The organism is Clostridium sardiniense (assembly GCF_019753795.1).
Lineage (GTDB): Bacteria > Bacillota > Clostridia > Clostridiales > Clostridiaceae > Clostridium > Clostridium sardiniense.
Genome location: NZ_JAIKTU010000018.1, coordinates 41,272 through 62,826 on the forward strand (window position 1 = coordinate 41,272; position 21,555 = coordinate 62,826).

A 21,555-nucleotide genomic window follows, 5' to 3' on the forward strand; every position below is an offset into this window, starting at 1 on the left:
ACAATTACATAAAAATTATCAATAAATAAAGTATTAGAAATATTATTTTGATAATACTTCTAATACTTTATAATAATTTGGATTATCAGTTACATCATTACAATATTCAACATATATAACTTTATTATTTTCATCTATAACAAATACAGCTCTAGCTAATAAACCAATATTATCTATGTATACGCCATAGTTTTTTCCAAATATTCTATCCTTATAATCTGAAAGTGTAATTATATTTTTTATACCTTCTGAATCACACCATCTTGTTTGAGCAAATGGTAAATCAACTGAAATTGCATATATAGTAGTATCTTTAAATTTTACAGCTTCTTTGTTAAATCTTTTAATTTCTAAATCACACACGGGTGTATCTAATGAAGGAACTGTTAAAAATACTCTTTTTCCTTTTGTATCTTTTAATGATACTGATTTTAATTCATCAGTTAATAAAGTAAAATCAGGTGCTTTTTGATTAACTTTTACTTCGGTTCCTATAATTGATACTTTTTTTCCATTTAATGTTATATTCATTTTAGTCACTCCTTTAAGTATATTAAAAATAATAAATATTATATAGTTATAGTCTTTATACAAATACATTTTATACTTTTTAAAGATAAATTATATAGATTATATTTAAATGTTTTCTTAATAAAATCTTATTTTAATATGTATAAAATAAAAAGATGTATAAATAATAAAAAACTCATAATCTAACGTTTGTTGTTATATCATAAATGGATATTAATATTTTAAATAATATCCTCGTAAATGAGACTAAATGAAAAAAGGGAGATCATTGTAATAAGGAATTTTTATAATGGGGGCTTGTTGCACGACATGTTGTACTTGTTATATGTGTTTGTTGATTAGGTATCTATATTTTATTTTAAGAGCTTTGATGGAGTTCCCCCATCTTTATATTGGATTTAGAAAAAGTCTTTATTTGGAGTTAAATAGAGAGAAATTTAGCCCCTTGAGGGGTTGGGGTGATTTTTTTTGAATTCTTTAGAATTCTCCTTGTTTTTTTATGTGATTAATAATCATTTACGAGGATATTGTATACGAGTTTAAATAATCATTTATCTATTTAATCAAACTCCAGAAATGAACGCTTTCTATATAAAACTCTTAATAAAAAGAAGCCCTAAAGAAAAACTTTAGGGCTTCTTTTTATTTATTTCAAATTTTTAATTTCTTCTTCACTTAATCCTGTTATTATTGCTACAGTTTTTATATCTAACCCGTTACTTAGTGCTTTTTTTGCTACTTCTATACCCTTATTTTTTTCTCCTTTCTCCAATCCTTTTTTCTCTGCATTTTCTAGAGCTGATATTTCATCATATATAGCCTTTTCTCTCATATTATATCTTTCTCTTTCTTTACTATCCATACTTAATCTATATAATTCAGTTTTTGCTAATCTTATTTCCTCATAGCTTAACTCCAACTGTCTTACAACATTACTTTCGGGTTCTTTTAAAAATTCTAACCATCGTCCTAATGCGTCTATCTTTTCTACATCTTCTAAATCTTCTTTATTTCCTAACTCATTGAACTTAGGAAGTTCTATAAAATGTATTTCTTCTATATCTGTTAATTCTTCATTTGTTGTTATTTCTTTTAACCTATATACATTATGATACTTTTCATTATCTAAATACTTAAAATTTAATATATTTATACATACTGTTCTCTCTAACTTATTATAGTTTTCTCTATTTTGTATTTGCTCTGAATACATCTTACTCCAATAATATAACGTTCTTTGTATCATGTTATACTCATTTTTAACTTGTATCTCTATGTTTATATGCTCTTTATTACTTGTTATTGCCTTTATATCTAATCTACTAAATTTATCTTCTATAAATTCTTTATCTATATCATTATTTTTTACTTCTACTTCTTTTATTGGATTTATTGGTTTTATTACTGCATTTAAAAAATCTATAAGTATTGGCTTATTCTTTTCTGTTCCAAATATTTTTTTAAATACAAAGTCTATCTGTGGATTTAGCAATGTTCTAATTACCATTCTTAACACTCCTTTTCCTTTTATCTTTATTATATCTTATTTATTTATTTAAAATCTATCTAAACATCATATATGATTACTTCTACTACCTACTATTAATATAATAACTGTAAGTATTTTTATGTAATTCATAATAATTAGACTACTTATTTTTTTATACTTCCTATGTTCTTTAAAGGCCAAATTCTAAATTGAACTTTACCAATTATATCTTTTCCCTTTATAAATGGTTCTTTCCAATATCTTGAGTCAAATGAATTACTCCTATTATCTCCTAAGAAAAAATATCTATCATCTGGAACCTTATATCGGCCTTCAAAACTTACAGTATTATTTATATAGTCCTCATTCAGTTTTTTTCCATTAACATATATATTAGTTCCTTTGAATTCAATTTCATCTCCTGGTAACCCTATAAGTCTTTTTACAAGAATCTCATTAAGTTCATCAGACTTAAATATAATTACATCCCCTCGTTTTAAATTACTCGGATTATATACTCTAGTAACTGCTACTCTATCGCCTACATTTAATGTAGGAACCATAGATTCACTTGGTATATATGCTGTAAATATAATAAATTTATTTATTAGTATAACGGTTAATATTACCCCAACAAATTCAAATATAGTTTTTTTTATATTTTTATATTTTTTATCCAATATTTTTCTACTCCCTTCAATAATAATTTATTTAAATTAAATCAAGATTTACTATAAATCTATCAGGAGCATTACCTAGATAATGAAACGGATAACAAGTTATTAACGTAAGGCTTGGGTAATTTTTTTGCTCAAATATTGAGGAATCTTCCGGATTTGTAATATAATCTTTTTTTACTTTAAATTTATATGTATTTTTTAAGTCTTCAATTTCTATCTCATCATTATCTTTTATATCCTCTAAAAAACCAAATGTTGTTTCTCTATGACCTAATATTATCGCTGTTCCTTTATCCCCTGGGTAAATTCCATTTTCATATAATGTAGCTCCATTTTTTAAATTTTCTTCTGTAGCACCTTTAATAATTGGTATCTGTTCTCCTGTTTTCTTTACTATTATTTTTCCTACTATTATTTTTCCATCTACATTTATTTTATTTTTATCATTCTTATTAACTTCAATTTTTTTACTATCCCATTCTTTTATATTTCTCGATATTTTTTTATTGTCAATTTCTATTTCTATAAACTTATAAATAATCTTTCCAACTCCAAATACAAAAAGTAATACACCTATAAATATTATAACTCTTCTTAGTTTTAGTATTTTCATTATTTACCCTCCTTAGTTATCATAAAAATAAAAGGATCTTATTATAAAAATAAGATCCTTTTAATGAAAATCACAAGTTAGCGCATATTAAGTATTTATACACAGAACTAAGAACTATTTAGTACAATCACTAAATAGTCCTCTTACTTTAGTAAATTTTAGTATAAAACTGTACAAAAATATTATACCACATAATTCAATATATAACAATAAGAAACATAAATGTTTTTATTTTCAAACATATCAATCTTATTTTTATGAAATTGATATTTATGTTGCACATATTGATAATGCAAGTATTTTCTTTTTTATAATTATTATCTTATTTTATTTATCTACTTAGAATAATCTATTGAAAAATTAATTGTTCCTACGTATTTACCATAACTTCCTTTAAACTCAGATTTAGTTGCTTTGATAATAAAATTCTTTTCTTTATTTGAACTATTTAATGTTATTAATGGGTCTTTTGGATTTGTTAATCTGCTATTAAAGTCTTTATAAACACTTACTGGAACATAATCTGAACTATTTGAAAAATTAATAACTCTAAATATTGGATCTGTATATATTTTAAAATTACCTTTTAAGGTTATTGATGGATCTGATATTAACTTTATTGGTGTTTTTGCTCCAACCATATTATATACAGTTGGTTTAACTTCAGGTCTATTGATTGGATCTATATCAGGTGCATTTTCATCCTGAAGATCTTCCATCTTTATTTTACTTGGAATTTCTATCAATACACTTGGATCTGTTATTTGCCTTATATTAACATTAACAGTCCCTGAGAATTTATCAGCATCATTTTGCCAACTATAGCTTAAATCATTCATTGAATCATTCAATCCATTCCAAGTTATTTCTCCTGTAGTAGAATTATAAGTTCCACTTGGTAAAATATTAATAGCTGCTTCTTTTCCGCCATTTTTTCCTATTATGATGTTTTCTAATGTATATTCACTTCCAATATTGTATTGATTACTTTCATTTATATTTATATTTATAACTTGATCTAATCCATTAAAGCTTCCACTTTTACTTCGTATACTATCTATAATATTTTTTATTGGGCTTATATCACCTATATTATTATGGCTTATACTTAAATAAGTTAACCTGTTTAAAGCAGCTAGTGAACTTATATCACTTATTTGATTGTAACTAAGATTTAATTCTTTTAACTTAGTTAATACTGTTAAATATATTATATCATCTATACTGCAACCTGATGCTCTAAAAGTTCTCAATATAGTTAAATTAGATAAGTCTGGTATATCATTTACTGGATTCCCACTAATATCTAAAAGTCCTATCTTATTAGTGGCTAATTTAGTTAATGTTTTTATATCCTTAATATTATTATCTCTTAAATCTAATCCTTCAATATTAATACAATATTGTAATCCTTCAATATTACTTATATTCTTATTATTTAAAGTTAACCTACCGGTTAATCCTTCAAGTTGGGACTGAGTAATATCTGATGTTAATTGTGTTTGTCCTAAAATTTTGTTAAGTGCAGCTTTTAAGTTAGCATCTTGTATATTTACTGCTGGTTCAGGTATAACATTTTGAGTTACTGTACCACTATATGTTCCAGTTGCTGAACCAAGGGTTACATTTTTAGTAAATGTATAAGATTTATCTCCATAACTAGTTATATTTTTAAATTGCACTTTATCACCAACATAATCATAATCACTTGATTCTAATGGAGTTATAAGGCTTCCATCTTTATCTTTTATAATATTATCAACATTTGCTGTATTACCAAATGAAATAACTTCAGATCCTCTTATATTTTGATTATCTAATCTTAATGAAGTTAAATTAAATAATCCTGATAATGGACTTATATCACTTATTTTATTGTTATCTAAATATAACGTAGTAATAGTAGTTAATCCACTTAGTGAACTTATATTACTTATTTGATTATTTCTCAAATCTAAATATCTTAATTTTTTTAAATTCTTTAAAGAATTTATATCATTTACCTGTGAATCACTTATATTAATAAAATCTAAATTAACTAAATTAGATAAAGGACTTATATCACCTATCGAATTATTAAATAGACGTATTCCTCTCAACTTAATTAAATCTTTTAATTTAGTAATATCTTTAATATTATTGTCTTGTAAATTTAAATTAGTTACATTGGTACAATACTCTAGTCCTGTTAAATCAGATATGTTTTTATTATTTAAGTTTAATACCCCAGTTAAACTATTTAATTCAGAATTTGTAATATCTTGAGTCGGTTTTCTATTTATTTCAATATTTTTATTTAATGCTATTTTTAGATTTATATCCGGTATATTAACAACTCCATTAACGATAACTTCTCTTGTTAATGAAGTTGTATTTCCAATTGAATTTGTTGCTGTATAAGTTACTATATATTTTCCAGGTACATCTAAGTTTACATTTGATGAATCTACTATAACCTTTACTGATCCATCAACATCATCTGTTGCTGTTACTCCTGCTGAGAAATCATATGATTCTCCTGTTTTTATTTCTATTGGTGTATTTGCTAAATCTTCTACTCCATCAACTGTTATTATTGGATTCATTGAATAAGGAATTAATTTTATTTTATATTTTACTTCTGTGCTATTAGGAATGTTTATGGTTAATCTACTATATTCTTTTAATGGTACGTTCCATTTTAATAATTTGCTTGAAATAGGTTTTGCTTCTGTTAAAGTGAACCTAATATTATTATTTGACTCTAATACTACCTTTAAATTTTTCCCATCTTTAGATAATAACGCTTCCTTACCATTTTCCGAAATTTGTATTTTTGCTTTTGTAAGCCCAAACCAATATACATCAGAAGCTTTTTTATTTTTAATAAAATCTTTTATCTCTAATATACCTGTTTTTTTATATAAAGAAATATTTCTATTTACAAGTGAAGCATTATTGCTGTAAGCATTAGTTAAATCAGATTTAATTGAATATTTTTCATTTGTTTCAAAAAAATCCCCCAAAGTCACTTTAGCATTATAAATTTGATCTTCCTTTTCATCTGGATTTATTACAATCGTATTATGACCTTCAGCCCTTTTTTTAAAGTACCTCCATCTTTTTCCATTAGCCTTATTATCTGAATAACCTTCTAAATTATAATCATCTGGTCCTAAATCTTCAAACCATCTGATTCCATTATTCTCATATATAAAACTTCCTATATCTAAATCACCATGACTTTGTCCATTTTGTCCAACTTTAAATGCCATTTCTGACTTGCTTTTATTATCTATAGCATTTTGTTTATTATTAAACAACGCTATACCAGAATCTCTAAATAATTTGACTTCATCTTTAATATACTTATAATCTGTTGATTTTATACCTTCATTCCATATTAATTGTAAAGTAGCATTACTTCTTTTGTTATATTTATTATATACATTAATATAAAAGTCATTATTAAATTTTTTACCAAAAAACAGTAATATATCTGGATAAAAATCAGTGACTGGATTAGTATCTCCATGATTAAATACTCCACGCTCTCCATTCATATATATAATAAAATCACCAGCATTTTTTAGAGATTCATAATTAGATAACCCAAAGTCTGTATTTACAGAAGAATCTAATGAAGAAATAAAATAACTTAAATATACTAAAGCATACTCAGCGTATGTCACACCTTCAAACCACGAACCATCTTTTCCAAATTTATTAATTAGAATAGGTAGTTTTTCCATTGAATTATTTAATACTTTAATAGCAGTTTCAGTTTTTTCTCCACCTATATCTCCAATTGCTAATGCACCTATCCCTAATCCACCATTACAAACAGAGTTCCAATTATTATCAGTTTCACTCCACCATGCTCCCTGTTCAATTTTATTTAATCCAACTTTTAATCCTTTATTTAATATTGTATTTTCAATCAATGTTTTTTGCTCTGGTGATAATTTATCATATATCCAGTCATAACCTAAAGCAACTCCAAAAGTCATTTCAGCTGTATCTAAAAAATGACTTGGATTCCAGTCAGGGAAGAATTTATAATTACAAACTCTTTCTAATTCTTTTATTAATCTATTAGAATATTTTTCTTCGCCAGTTAATTGATATGCTAACCCTAAATACTGTACTCTTTTAACTAATTCCCTACTTACAGGAAGCAACCTTTTGCCATCTAATATTTCATAAACAACAGGTTCTTTATCTAAATACGAATCTGCTATACTTTTAACTCTATTAAATTGTATTTTTAACTTTTCATTTGTTTTTATTTTTTCTTTTATATTTTCAATAATAGTTGCATTTATCATCAATCTTGGATGTGCTTCACCTCCTTTCTTTAATTTACTAATTATTTCTTCTCCCTTAGTAATAATATTTTTACTTTTTTTATTAGACATATTAGCTTCATATGAATACACATTAATCCATTGAAATGATAAAAATAATATTAAAAAAACTGTAATTTTTTTAATATTTAATCCCTCCTTTAGTATGTATAATTACAATCTCGATAGTAATTGAAATTTATATTTATTTCATTTATTGGTGATAAACCTTTACTTTATTTTCACCTTCAGATTATTTGCTCATATTAATATTTTCTACAAAATCTATACAGTACGTATTTGTTTGTGTTATTACAATGCTAGTTAACAATTTATTTAATTTCTATAAATAAACTTAATTTAATTTAAATGAATATATATCTGAAAACTCTATGCTACATTGTTCTATTTTTGAATTACTTTCAATTTTTAATGCTTTTATTTCTTCTTTTACTGTTCTCATTGGTATATAAAATACAAACTCAGCTCCTTCTTTATAATTTGTATTTACCCAAATTTCACCATTATGATTTTCTACTAAGTATTTAGTTAAATATAATCCTATTCCACAACCTTCTACGGATCTAGTATAAGTATTATCACCTTTCATATATTTTTTGAATATTTCTTTAGCACTTTCTTCACTTATACTTTCTCCAGTATTTCGTACAGATACAAACACTTTTTCTTTTTTTCTATCTACATTTATATTAACTTCTATTTTTCCATTATTATTAGTAAATTTAAGTGCATTTGCTATTAAATTTAACATTATTCTTTCTATAGAATCTAAATCACACGCTAAAATTAATTCTTCCTCATTAGTATCAAAAATAATCGCTATATTGTTACGTTTTATATACGCAACAGTAGATAAAACTATTTCTTCAATTAAACTAATAATATTGTTATTTTTAAAATTTAATTTATAAAATCCATTATCTATTTTTGTAGTATCCATAATATTGTTTATTAATCTTAATAATCTATATGAATTTTGAATTATACATTTTAAATGCTTTTTTAAATCACTATTTTCTAAAGTGCCTTTATCAATATAAAAAATTAATAACTGTATAGTTGAATTTATAATATTTATAGGTGTCCTAAACTCATGAGATATATTAGATAAAAAATTAATTTTCATATTTTCTAAGCCAATACTATTTCTCAGTTCATTATTTTCTTTTAATATATTTTCGTAATCTTTTTTTAAATTACTTGGGTATTTAAAATTCATTATAGAACTACTTAATTTACTACATAATTCTTTAATGAATATTTCATCATTATAACTATATTTATATAAATCATCATAGCAAATATTTAATAAACCTATTAACTTATCAGCAATCTTTAAAGAATATACTTTAGAATTTTCTATTAGATTTTTATTTAAACTTTTCTCACGAATCTTATGTAATAAATTCATATTAAATAAATCTTCATTATCTAAAACATTAGTCATTTCATCATTTATATCTATTTCTATATACTTATTAAAAACCTTCTCTATATTATTGGTAGTCAAATATAAATTCATTTTATTAAGTTCTTCATCATATAAAAATAGATTAATGACTTCACACTTAAATACATCTTTAAGATTATTTAATATATCTTTAATGTCATCTTTATAGTTATAATCTGACTCATACAATAAATCCTTAGATAACTTCTCTAATTTATAGCTTATATTTCTTTGTATACTTGTTTCTTTTGCATTTCCACAAATATTCCCACTTTTTAACACAAATTTATGAACTTCATATATTCTTTCCTTTCCAGATTCTAAAGCCTTTTCTTCATGAAATATATCAGTATTTTTATTTAATACTTCTAAATCTGTTTGAAGACACTTTTCCGCAATATATTTATTTCTAAATTCAAAATCTGTCTTACCTATAATCTCGTCCTTTGATAAGCCCGCCTTCTGTGCTCCTAATTCATTTATATAAATATGTTTCCCATCTTTATCTTTTATCCATATTTCATATGGTAATTTATCTAAAATACTCTCTAAGTCCTCTATCGAATATAATCTATCCTTCCCCATTAAACCCTCTCCTATATTTTAAACATATTAAAATTATTCTTCCAAAAGCCTTACGTAGACTGCTCTTTGCATAATACTAAATAAACATCTTAAAAAAAATATTATTATTATACATAGTGATATACAAAATATAATTACATTAATTTCGCTCTTGAATATTACTGCAAATATGTTTGAAAATATAATTATAAAACTCATTATAATCATATTACTTCCAATCCATCTTACTATTAAATATTTAGTAATTTCTTTATCATCAATTCCACTCATAATATCAACTAACTTTTTCTTAAACATTGATATACCTAACCCACATAATGGTATAAAAATAATCTTATTAGAATAACTAATTCCTTTAAACAGTACTATTCCTAGCCCTAAAAAAAATAATCCTATAAGTAAAAAAATATATCCTATCATACACAACCCATCCAAACTTCTTTGAAATATGTTTTTAATAGTTAAAGTAATATTGAAAGATAATTAATCTTTCAATATTACTAATTTTGTTTTTACATTTGCACCATTCATACTAGTTTTATAATTTTCTAATGAATATGAACTTATTTTTATTGTTATATCATATGTTCCAGGTTTCATATCCTTTTTTAATGGAATCTTAGTTACTGCTTTTCCTGGTGGAATTAAATCTGTTTTATATAGAACTTCATTTGTATCGCTTAGTACTATTTCAAATTTAAAGTAAACAGGATTATAATCTGGATTCCATAATGCAACATAAGCAAATTCATCGCCTTCTTTAGCTTTTATTTCAGGATATCCAGGAATAGCTATTTTATTAGGATCCCAGTTTTCTGGTTTCTCCAATTTTGAAACATAATCATTTGCATTTGCATCTAAACTTGGTCCTTTATCTATTTTAGTGAAATAGATAGCTCCTACTGCTATAGTTAAAACACTAGCTAACATAATAAAAAACATTAACCAATTTTTCTTCATTATAGCGACATATTCATCTTCTTCACATTTCATATATCCAGCTACTTTATTTACACCCTTTTTGTGATAACCTACTACCCCTAACTTTAATTCTTTATTATCACTTTCAAGAATATAATCATTGCTACGTTTTTTCTCAACAACTTCCCCAACAATTTTTATTTCTTTTTCTCCACCATTTGGATACATTTTTTTTATTTTCTTTTTAGAATAATATCCCCATCTGTTTCCATTTTTATCTCTAAAGCTTTTATCATAATCCATTTCCTGTATATATGTTTTTTTCATTTATTTCCTCCAATCAAAGATTCTTAAAAAGTCAAAATTAGTTTATTTAAATAAAGTACATGATTTAATTAAAAATCATGTACTTTTTATCTTTATCTCTCAACTATCTCAATACAATGTGTATACTAATAAGTTTTATTATGCTTATCAGAATTTACCAAATTTATAATATTTTTTATATTAAGGTGTTGCTGTTTCTACTGTGTAAGTTAGTGTATCTGTATGAACTCCTGTTTTAGTAGCTGCTTGTTTTAATAATGCTTGTCCTTTTATTGTTGTATTAGTTTTAGTAAGTTGTCCTACTGTAGCATTATTAGTATTTGCTCCATATGCTAATGTGTAGTCTAATTTATCTGTATCATCAGCTAATTGAACTTTATAACCATTTGCAGATGCTACTGTTACATTTACTTTACTCTCTCCTGTATAAGCTGTATTTTTATCAGCTCCTTCTGTTAATGATACTGATGCATCTACTGGTTTATTTACTTCTGTAAATGATATTGCTGATGGGATTACAACTTGATAAGTTGGTGCTCCTGGATTATCTGGATCTGGAATTGATGTTGATGCATCATATGTAACAGGTACAGTTTGACTTCCTGTTGCAGCGAATGCTGTTACTCCTGATAACATTGATGTTGATGCTGCACATATTGCTAGTGCAAGTATTTTCTTTTTCATAATTGTTCTCTCCTTTTATTTGAAAATATTTTTTAAGAAATAATTATTTTAATTACTCCCCATGAAACATAATTCACATTAAGTAAATTATGTTTCATATGGAGGATTAAAAATCCACCTTACTTTTGTTTAAATTCTTTTCTACTTCCTATAACAATAGCTATAAGTCCTAAGATACTTAATAGAATTAATGAATTTATATTTTCATCATATCCTGTATTAGGTAATTTATCTAAATCATCACCATTAATATCTCCTTCATTATCTGGATTGTTTGGTTGATCATTGCTCGTAAATTCTATTCTTAATTTACTATCAATTGATATACCAGATATACCTATCATATATCCGCCATTTACTTCTACTAGTTTATTTCTTATATCTTCATCATTCCAAGTAACACTTTTTAAATTACTACCCTTATTTGGTACTAATTTAAATATTTTTTCTTGTTCTACACTCAGTTCATAAACTACAGTTCCTTGAATTATTTTTGCTGTTCCATCATAAACAGTTCCAGGTCCTATTACTTCAACTGAATTTCTATATTTGCTATCTTTCGATACATTATATTGAACTGGTATGCTAACTGATCCCTCAGCTGCATATGTCACAGCAGTCAGTTCTGCTGATACTATAAGAAAACATATCATTAAAACTAATTTTTTTTTAATCTTCAATGTGTTTCCTCCTTAATTAACCATTTGTAATATTTTATTTATCTAATGGTACTTCCTAAATTAATAAGAAGTTACCATTAGATTTTTCTACTTAGAATAGTCTATTGTAAAATTAATTGTTCCTGCGTATTTATCATAACTTCCTTTAAACTCAGATTTAGTTGCTTTGATAATAAAATTATTTTCTTTATTTGAACTATTTAATGTCATTAATGGGTCTTTTGGATTTGTTAATCTAGTATTAAAGTCTTTATAAACACTTACTGGAACATAATTTGAACTATTTGAAACACTACTAATTCTAAATATTGGGTCTGTATATATTTTAAAATTACCCTGTAAAGGTATTGATGGATCTGATATTAATTTTATTGGTGTTGTTGCTCCAACCATATTATATACAGTTGGTTTAACTCCAGGTCTATTGGTTGGATCTATATCAGGTGCATTTTCATCCTGAAGATCTTCCATCTTTATTTTACTTGGAATTTCTATCAATACACTTGGATCTGTTATTTGTCTTATTTTCACATTAACAGTTCCTGAGAATTTATCATCATCATTTTGCCAACTATAGCTTAAATCATTCATTGAATCATTTAGTCCATTCCAAGTTATTTCTCCTGTAGTAGAGTTATAACTTCCTCTTGGCAAAATACTGATAGCTGGTTCTTTTCCACCATTTTTTCCTATTACTATATTTTCTAATGTATACTCACTTCCGATATTGTATTGATTACTTTCATTTATATTTATAACTTGGCCTAATCCCTCAAAATCTCCACTTTTACCTTGTATAGTATCTATAATATTTTTTATTGGGCTTATATCACCTATGTTATTATCACTTATAATTAAAGTAATTAACTTGTTTAAACTAGATAATGAGCTTACATCATCCACTTGATTATTACCTAAATTTAAATATGTTAATTCATTTAGATTTTTAATAGATGTAATATTTTTAATATTATTTGAATTTAAATTTAAATAATTTAATTTAGATAATCTATTTAATTGGCCTACTTCACTTATTTTATTACCACTAAGGTTTAACTCTCTCAAATCACTTAATACTGTTAATGAATCTATATCTCCTATATTACAATCTTCTGCTCTAAAAGTTCTTAATATAGTTAAATTAGATAAGTCAGGCACATATTTTATTGGATTTTCACTAATGTCTAAAAGGCCTAGCTTATTAGTTGTTAATTTAGCTAATGTTTTTATATCTCTAATATTATTATCTCTTAAATCTAGTCCTTCAATATTAATACAGTATTGTAGTCCTTCAATATTACTTATATTCTTATTGCTTAAAGTTAACCTACCTCTTAATCCTTCAAGTTGAGACTGAGTAATATCTGATGTTGATGGTGTTTGTACTAAAATTTCATTCAGTGCAGCTCTTAAGTTACTATCTGGTATATTTACTCCTGGTTCATATATTACGTTTTGAGTTACTGTACCATTGAAATTAGCCTTTGCAGAGCCTAGAATTACTTTTGTGTTAAAATCATAGGCTTGCTTTCCAGTACTATTTATATTTTTAAATAGTACTTTATGATTTGTTGCATCATAATCATAATTTGTATTATTACCTATATTAACAAATTGATTATTTAAATCTTTAATAATATTATCAACTGTTGCTTTATGTCCTATAGAGGTAACTTCAATACCAGTAATTTTTTGATCATCTAGTTGTAGTTTAGATACTTTATTTAACCCAGATAATGGACTTACATCACTTATTTTATTCCTAATTAAACTAATAGTACTTAGCTCATCTAAAGTAGATAACAGACTTAAATCACTTATTTCTTCATCATTAAGTCGTAGTACAGTTAATTTATCACAATACTGAATCCCCTCTAAATTTTGTATACCGCTTACATTATATCTCTCAATATGAGTTAATCCTTTTAATTGGCTAAGGGTTATAGGATCTCTATCATGTGAACTATCTGTACTACTATATATGTTTCTATTTAATACTGCTTTAAATTGAACATCTGGTATATCTATTATTTGATCATATACTACCTTCTGAGTTACTCTACCACTATAAACTGTTCCAGTTGCTGAACCAATAGTTACATTTTTATTAAATGTATAAGCTTTATCTCCATCACTAGTTATATTTTTAAATTGTACTTTATCACCAACATAATCATAATCACTTGATTTTGCAGGTGCTATAAGACTTCCATCAACCCCATAGATTATATTATACGCAGTTGCTATATTACCAACTGAAGTAACTTCAGGTCTTCTTATATATTGATTATCTAATGTTAAATTAGTTAAGTTAATTAGACCTAATAATGGATTTATATTATTTATCTGGTTTTCTTGTAAATCTAAATTAGTTAACTTAGTTAGACCTGATAATGGACTTATATTACTTATCTGGTTTCCTTGTAAATTTAAATTAGTTAATTTAGTTAAACCTGATAACGGACTTATATCACTTACTTTATTTCTTCGATAATCCAGCACTTCTAGATCAGGTAAATTTAATAATTGATTTGCAGTTACTTTGTTATCAGCTATTTTTAAATCTCTTAATAAATTTAATCCATACAATGGACTTATATCACTTAAATCTCTATTATTGTTTAAGTTTAATGATCTTAAATTGATTAATCCTGATAATGGAGTCAAGTCATCTATATTATTTGAATATAAATATAAATTACTTATACTTGTACAATATTGAAGACCCTCTATAATTTTTATTTGCTTATTATTTAAATCTAGAGTACCAGTTAAGTCATTTAATTGATCTTTAAATATATTCTCATCTGCACCTTGGTGTAATTTACTATTTAATGCAGCCTTTAAATTAATGTCTGGTATGTCTACTGGTCTTCTAGGTACATATTTGATTTGTTGACTTACAGTACCTGAAAAGGTTCCTCCAACAATACTACTTGGCAGAGTAAATCTTCCTATATTAAAATTATAAGATTTATTAGTTGAACTTGTTATATTACTAAAGGTAATCTTATGTGTTGAAGAATTATATTTATAATCTGATCCATTTAATATATTAACAAACTCTCCTTTTATCCCTTTTACAATATTATCTGTAGTTGCTTTTGATCCTATAGATTCTATCCTTGGTCCACTTATTGATTGATCCTCAATAGTTGCACTCTGTAACTTTCTTAAATTTTTTAATGGACTTATATCACTTATTTGATTAAAACTCAAATTTAATACTTCTAGTCTAGTTAAGTTTGCTAATGAACTTATATCTTTTAGAGCATTACCGCCTAAATCTATCTCTGTTAATTTTCTTAAAGTTTCTAAACTTGATATATCTATTATTCTATTATTATTTAAGTTTAGTTTAGTAAGATTTTTAGCAGCTTCTAATCCATTTAGTCTCACAATATTATTTCCATTTATAGTTAACTTAGTAAAAGTCTCCATTTGCGCTTTTGATATAGGGTCATTAGGTGACTGTCCTAATCTAAAATTTAGTTCTTTTCTTAAATACTCATCTGGTATATTTACTTCATCAGCTTTTGTAGATTTTAAATTAATATTTTTTTTCATAATTACATTAAATGATATATTACCTGAAAAAAGTTCGTTTAACTTCTTATCTTTAAAATTAAGCTTTATCTCTTTATTTGAATTTATTTTATTGATAGTTATTTTATTATCTTTAACACTAATATTTTTCCCCAAAATATTAATATTAGTGTTCTTATCTAATCCAATAATAGGATTAGATATCGTTAAACTCTCTGATGATACATTAAAATCTTCTAATTTAATTTTTTGGTTTTTTGCATTTATATTTTTTAAACCTTTGATATCTCTAAGAGAACTAATATCCCTTACTTCATTACCCTCTAAGTTTATACTTTCTAAATTAGTCGCAAACTCTAAACCTTGTATATTCTTAATCCCTTTATTTTTAATATCCAAATTAGTTATTAAACTCATATCATTTTTAGATATTTTATTAGAATTATTATTATCTACCTTATTCCCTTTAACCTTTTGTATTGCTTTTTCTAATTCATCTTTTAAATTTCTATCTTTTATATCTATATACTCAACTTTTTTATTATTAGTTTCAGAATACGCAGCTTTAGGAAGTATTCCTATAAATATTACAAGAACTAATAAAGCAATTATTCTTTTTTTATTTTTTTTAACTAATTCCTTCATTAATTTACAATCTCCTTTTACCTATATTTGAACTCGTTAAATAATCACCTTTAAATTATTTAAACTCATAGGTTTATAGAAATAAAATCCTTGACCTAAATCACAATTAATCTCTTTCAATATCTCATATGTATTTTCATCTTCAATTCCTTCAGCAATTACTTTTTTATTTAGTAAATGTGCTTTTTTTATATTATTTTTTATTAAATTAATATATTTACTTATATTCTCTACTAAAGATTTATCCAATTTTATAAAATCTATATCATATTCATCTATAAGATTAAATGTGTTATAACCTGCTCCAATATCATCAAATGATACTTTGAATCCTTTTTCTTTTAAATAGTGTATATTTTTTTTCATTTCTTCTTTATTTTCTATTTTATGTCTTTCTGTAATTTCAAATTCTAACTTATTTAAATATTTAATATCATATCTGTTTAAAAGATCATCAATCCATTCTTTAAACGAATCATTTTCAATTTCTACAGAAGATATATTAATAGAAAAATTTATTTTATTATTATATTTAAAAGTTTTAATTCCTTTAATAGTCTCATCTATTACTATATTAGTTAATGATTTCATTTCTTTAAATTCTTTTGCTAAACTTATAACTTCAATAGTATTTAGCATATTATTATTCTTATCAAAAAATCTTGCTAAAACTTCTACACCTTTAATTCTTTTTGTGTTTAAATCTACCTTAGGTTGATAAACAACTTCCATGCCTTTTATATCATTTTTATTCATAAACTCATCTTCTCACCATAGAAATAAAATTATTTCCCAATATTTATTTCTAACATAATTTATTGTTATACCGCTTTTTTATACCTATTTTTAATAGTATTTATTGTAACTATAGAATCTACTAAAGATATTTTATTATCCTTATATATAAAATGTAGTATTTTAGTGTTATCAATAATAACTACACTTCTCTCATCATATCCAAAAAATATTTCTTTCCCTTTTAAAATTAAATTTTTTTCTACATAACTAAGTATTTCCCTTTGATATTTAGTCATAAATTCTCACCCTTTTTTTCCATATTTAACCTATGTACTTTAAATATAGTTTATTTTAAATTAAAGTTTTCATTGCTCATTTTGAGCAATGAAAACTTTACAATTTATTTTTTTATTATATTTTGAGTTACCTTTCCAGAGAAATTAACACTAACATTTGTTTTTCCTACAGTCATATTTTCGTTAAAGCTGTAAGATTTCTTACCTGTTGAAGTAATGTTTTTGAAAGTTATTTTATTAGTTGTTGAATCATAAGTGTATTCTGAGCTTTCAGTCGGAGATATGTATCTTCCATCTGCGCCTTTCAGTATGTTATTAACTACTGCAGTATCCCCTTGTGCTTCAACCTCTTTACCAACGATTTCTTGACCTTGAAGATTTGCATCAGTTAAGTTTCTTAAATTACTTAGTGGACTTGCATCACTTATATTATTGTTTTTAGCATGTAAAACTTCTAAATCTCTTAAAGCTCCAATACCTGTAATATCTTTTATTTCATTTCCGTTTATTTTTAACTTAGTTAATTTCTTTAATTTAGCAAGTGCATCTACATTTATAATTTTATTTTCAGATAAATTTAATTCATTTAAATTTGTTAATCCTTCTATTGGAAGAATATTCTTAACACCATTGTTACTTAAGTTTAAACTAGTCAACTTAGTTAACTTGCTAATACCATTTATATCATTAATAGAATTGTTAGCTAAACTTAAATTAGTTAAGCTAGTTAATCCATTTAATGTACTTACATTACTTATCTTATTATTATCAAGATTTAAACTCTTTAAATTAGTTAAATCGCTTATTGCATTTAAATTACTTATGTTATTCTGTGATAGTATTAATGAAGTTATGTTTGTACACTTTTCTAATCCTGTTAAGTCACGGATGTTTTTATTACTTAAATCTATTGTTCCAGTTAATGATTCTAGTTCACTACCAAAAATCGGCATATCAGCAGGTCTTGATATTCCTTGCTTTTCAGCAAGAATTTCATTAAGCGCTGCTAGTAAATTAGCGTCGTCTACATCATATATTGAATTATAAACAACTTTTTGTGTCACACTACCATTAAAATTTGTTCTAACTTTTCCAACATATACGTTTTGATTAAATGTATATGTTTTATTGCCTGTTGAACCAATATCATTGAATACTACTGTATTATTAGAACTGTTATACTTGTAATACTCTGAAGAAGCCGTTGGGATTATAGCTTTTCCATCTACACCTTTAACAACATTATCTAATACTGCTATATTATTTCTAGATTCAACATCCTTGCCAATAACCTTTTGCTCTCCTAAATATAATTCATTTAAATTACTTAAAGGTTTTAAAGATGATATATCACTTATTCTGTTACTATTTAAAGCCAATGTCTGTAAGCTTTTTATTTGTCCTATTACTCCAAGATCTTCATTGCTTAATTCATTATTACTTATATATAAAGTATTTAATTTATTTAATCCTTGTAATACTTTAACATCGTTTATTTTGTTTGAAGATACATATAAGTGTGTTAATTTATTTAGAGTTTCGATAGCTTTAATATTTTCAATATTATTATCATCTAAATTTAAATTAGTTAAGTTAGTTAACCAACTTAATATTCTTATATCACTTATCTTATTTGATGCTAAACGTAAGTATGTTAAGTTATTTAGACCTTTAATAGGTGTAATATCTTCAATATTATTATGACCTAAATTTAAATAATTTAAGCTAGTTATATTACTTAATGGTCTTAAATCACTTATTTTATTATTATCAATATTTAATGTTCTTAATTTAGTTAACTTTATCAAAGGAGTTAAATCACTTATTTTATTATCATCAAGGTTTAATTCTTCTAATTTAGTTAACTTTATCAAAGGAGTTAAATCACTTATATTAGTGCTATTCACTCTTAAAGTTCCTAAATTAGTTAATTTTGATAAGTGACCTATACTTCCTACTGGATTTCCACTAATATCTAAAAGTCCTAGCTGAGTTAAATTAGCTAATGGCTTCATATCTTTAATATTGTTACCTTTTAGATCTAATCCTTGAATACTAGTACAAAGTTCTAACCCTTGAATATTACTTATATTTTTATTACTTAAATTTAATCTACCAGTTATTGTTTGTAATTCAGAAATCCAAATTGGTGAATTACTTGCTCTTGTTCTTCCTTGTCTTTGACCTATAACATTATTTAACTCTGCTAACAAATTAGAATCTGTAATACTGGCATCTCTTTCTATATCATAATTTTTAGTAAATGATTTTGATGATGTTGAATATTTAAAATCGCTTACTGTAGAAGTATCAATATTTATCGTTCTTAATGTATCACCATTTTGTAAAGTAACTCCTTGAATATCTTTGAATGAATTATAAATATTACTTCCTTTATTAGCTTTTTTATCAAATACTACTTTATTGTTACGAACAACTTGTAATTTCAAGTTATTATCAGCATCCTGCTTAAAAGTAGATCCATCTAAAACAGGCATATTATTTTCTGCTACGCTTAATTTAAATCTATAATTATTCTCTAAATTGAATTCTAAAGTGGATCTTAATCTACTATGCCAATTAGATTCTAATCTAAATGTATTATCTGGTAGAATTCTCAAATATCTTATAGAATTTGAGTTATTAGATACTCCAGATTGAGTATAAGATATAGGTATGTTTCTATCACTTATACCTTCCCATCCACCATTATTCTTTATAGCCGGAATTTCTAATATATCCCCAACTTGAACATCGGCGCTGAAGCTATCAGTCCACCAAGCGCCACCATTCCCATTTGATACTTTTATAGGCTTTTTATAATTACCACTTAAATCGTCCCACTCAAGAATTTTCTCACCGTTAGTTCTACCCCAAGTTTTAACCCCTACTCTAGTCCATGCACTAGTTGATAATTGGGATCTACCTATATAGTTAGTAAATACTCTTCTATCATTAGGTCTATTAGTCGAACTAGTATCTTCCAAGTTTAATACCGCTTCATTCCATTGATGCCATGAAGACTTTCTAAACGCTGACATTACATCCCTAGATTCAGCCTTTCTATTAATAATACCTCTTTGGACAGAGCGTGATGCTTCTCCCTTTTCAACTACCATCATTTGATTTGTAGATGCTAATGCTTGTAAAGATGGTGCCATCATACTAACTGCTAATGTACCCGTGAGTATAAGAGCTTGTATTTTTTTTCTTTTCATAAATATAAACCTCCCTATTTATTAAATTATTCTATTTCTCATAAATAGAATATTTTTATAAAACATCATATTTTTATATAATGTTCTAAATAACTGTTATTAAGTAATATATATTTTTATAAAATAATATATATCTTTTTATTCATCAATAATTCATTTTTAGTTCATATTTTATGAGTTTGACACAATATTAAATTTGTAAAACTCATAAAATTTTAAATTATACATTGTAAATATTGGAATAATACATAAATACAATTTTAGCTACAGGTAAGTTATATTAGTGCTTTATAAGCTTTAACCTTATTTGATAAATTAGTTTTAATTATTACATCTATAAGTTTAAGGTTTAATAATAATTGTTCATATATACTTTTTTTTCATATATTTACAAATAAAGTATTAATTCATTATTTACAATTATTTAAGTATAATACTATTTTGTTTTAATAATATTTACTTTTATTTAAAACAACAAAAAAATATAAATATTAATATTTTAGTAAATATACTTTTTTATAAAGGGTTTATCAAAGAACTTATATTTATATATTAAAATAAATAAGAAAAATTTTTCATGGAAAAATATGTTGAACTTTGATTTTTTTTGTGCTAATATGTAAACAGAAAGTTAATAAATATAGTTTAACACCTAAAAATTATGAGTTTTACAAATTTAATATTGTGTCAAACTCAAATTCTATTGTAAGCTAGTGATTTCAACGATTATATGAAATTACTTATATATAAAATAAAAAAGAAAATAGAGTAAAATCTATTTTCTTTTTTTACTTTCTTGCTATTTA

Annotated in this window: 14 protein-coding genes; all 14 read right to left on the reverse strand. The window is 24.7% G+C overall.

Features of this window, described 5'->3' with window-relative positions:
- Window positions 1-42: 42 nt before the first annotated feature.
- The 14 genes from tpx to K5V21_RS17415 all read right to left on the reverse strand — a co-directional run bounded on the left by tpx (window position 43) and on the right by K5V21_RS17415 (window position 20,749).
- Window positions 43-531: a thiol peroxidase gene (gene tpx, locus K5V21_RS17350; RefSeq protein WP_221862335.1), complete on the reverse strand. Its 489-nt coding sequence runs from the start codon at window positions 529-531 to the stop codon at window positions 43-45.
- Window positions 532-1,177: 646 nt separating this feature from the next.
- A complete protein-coding gene (locus K5V21_RS17355) occupies window positions 1,178-2,038 on the reverse strand; it encodes an Rpn family recombination-promoting nuclease/putative transposase (protein WP_221862336.1) in 861 nt (286 codons plus the stop codon).
- 146 nt (window positions 2,039-2,184) lie between these two features.
- Window positions 2,185-2,700 (reverse strand): signal peptidase I, encoded by a 516-nt coding sequence (lepB, locus tag K5V21_RS17360; protein ID WP_245000771.1) that lies wholly within the window; start codon window positions 2,698-2,700, stop codon window positions 2,185-2,187.
- Between the two features lie 31 nt (window positions 2,701-2,731).
- Window positions 2,732-3,313, reverse strand: coding sequence for a class D sortase (locus K5V21_RS17365; RefSeq protein ID WP_221862337.1), 582 nt, complete (start codon window positions 3,311-3,313; stop codon window positions 2,732-2,734).
- 335 nt (window positions 3,314-3,648) lie between these two features.
- Window positions 3,649-7,731, reverse strand: coding sequence for a leucine-rich repeat domain-containing protein (locus tag K5V21_RS17370; protein ID WP_307495490.1), 4,083 nt, complete (start codon window positions 7,729-7,731; stop codon window positions 3,649-3,651).
- A 262-nt stretch (window positions 7,732-7,993) separates the two neighbouring features.
- A complete protein-coding gene (locus K5V21_RS17375) occupies window positions 7,994-9,694 on the reverse strand; it encodes a sensor histidine kinase (RefSeq protein WP_221862339.1) in 1,701 nt (566 codons plus the stop codon).
- 33 nt (window positions 9,695-9,727) lie between these two features.
- The gene (locus K5V21_RS17380) at window positions 9,728-10,114 is read right to left on the reverse strand and encodes a hypothetical protein (RefSeq protein WP_221862340.1); all 387 of its coding nucleotides are present in this window, start codon (window positions 10,112-10,114) and stop codon (window positions 9,728-9,730) included.
- A 63-nt stretch (window positions 10,115-10,177) separates the two neighbouring features.
- Complete coding sequence (locus K5V21_RS17385; protein ID WP_221862341.1) at window positions 10,178-10,942, reverse strand: hypothetical protein; 765 nt, start codon at window positions 10,940-10,942, stop codon at window positions 10,178-10,180.
- Window positions 10,943-11,122: 180 nt separating this feature from the next.
- Window positions 11,123-11,626 (reverse strand): hypothetical protein, encoded by a 504-nt coding sequence (locus tag K5V21_RS17390; protein ID WP_221862342.1) that lies wholly within the window; start codon window positions 11,624-11,626, stop codon window positions 11,123-11,125.
- A 119-nt stretch (window positions 11,627-11,745) separates the two neighbouring features.
- Window positions 11,746-12,306, reverse strand: a complete 561-nt coding sequence (locus K5V21_RS17395; protein ID WP_221862343.1) for an LPXTG cell wall anchor domain-containing protein — start codon at window positions 12,304-12,306, stop codon at window positions 11,746-11,748.
- Between the two features lie 87 nt (window positions 12,307-12,393).
- The gene (locus K5V21_RS17400) at window positions 12,394-16,497 is read right to left on the reverse strand and encodes a leucine-rich repeat domain-containing protein (RefSeq protein WP_221862344.1); all 4,104 of its coding nucleotides are present in this window, start codon (window positions 16,495-16,497) and stop codon (window positions 12,394-12,396) included.
- Between the two features lie 36 nt (window positions 16,498-16,533).
- Window positions 16,534-17,253, reverse strand: a complete 720-nt coding sequence (locus tag K5V21_RS17405) for an EAL domain-containing protein (RefSeq protein ID WP_221862345.1) — start codon at window positions 17,251-17,253, stop codon at window positions 16,534-16,536.
- Window positions 17,254-17,318: 65 nt separating this feature from the next.
- The gene (locus K5V21_RS17410; protein ID WP_221862346.1) at window positions 17,319-17,531 is read right to left on the reverse strand and encodes a hypothetical protein; all 213 of its coding nucleotides are present in this window, start codon (window positions 17,529-17,531) and stop codon (window positions 17,319-17,321) included.
- A gap of 104 nt (window positions 17,532-17,635) precedes the next feature.
- Window positions 17,636-20,749, reverse strand: a complete 3,114-nt coding sequence (locus tag K5V21_RS17415; RefSeq protein ID WP_221862347.1) for a leucine-rich repeat domain-containing protein — start codon at window positions 20,747-20,749, stop codon at window positions 17,636-17,638.
- Window positions 20,750-21,555: the final 806 nt, after the last annotated feature.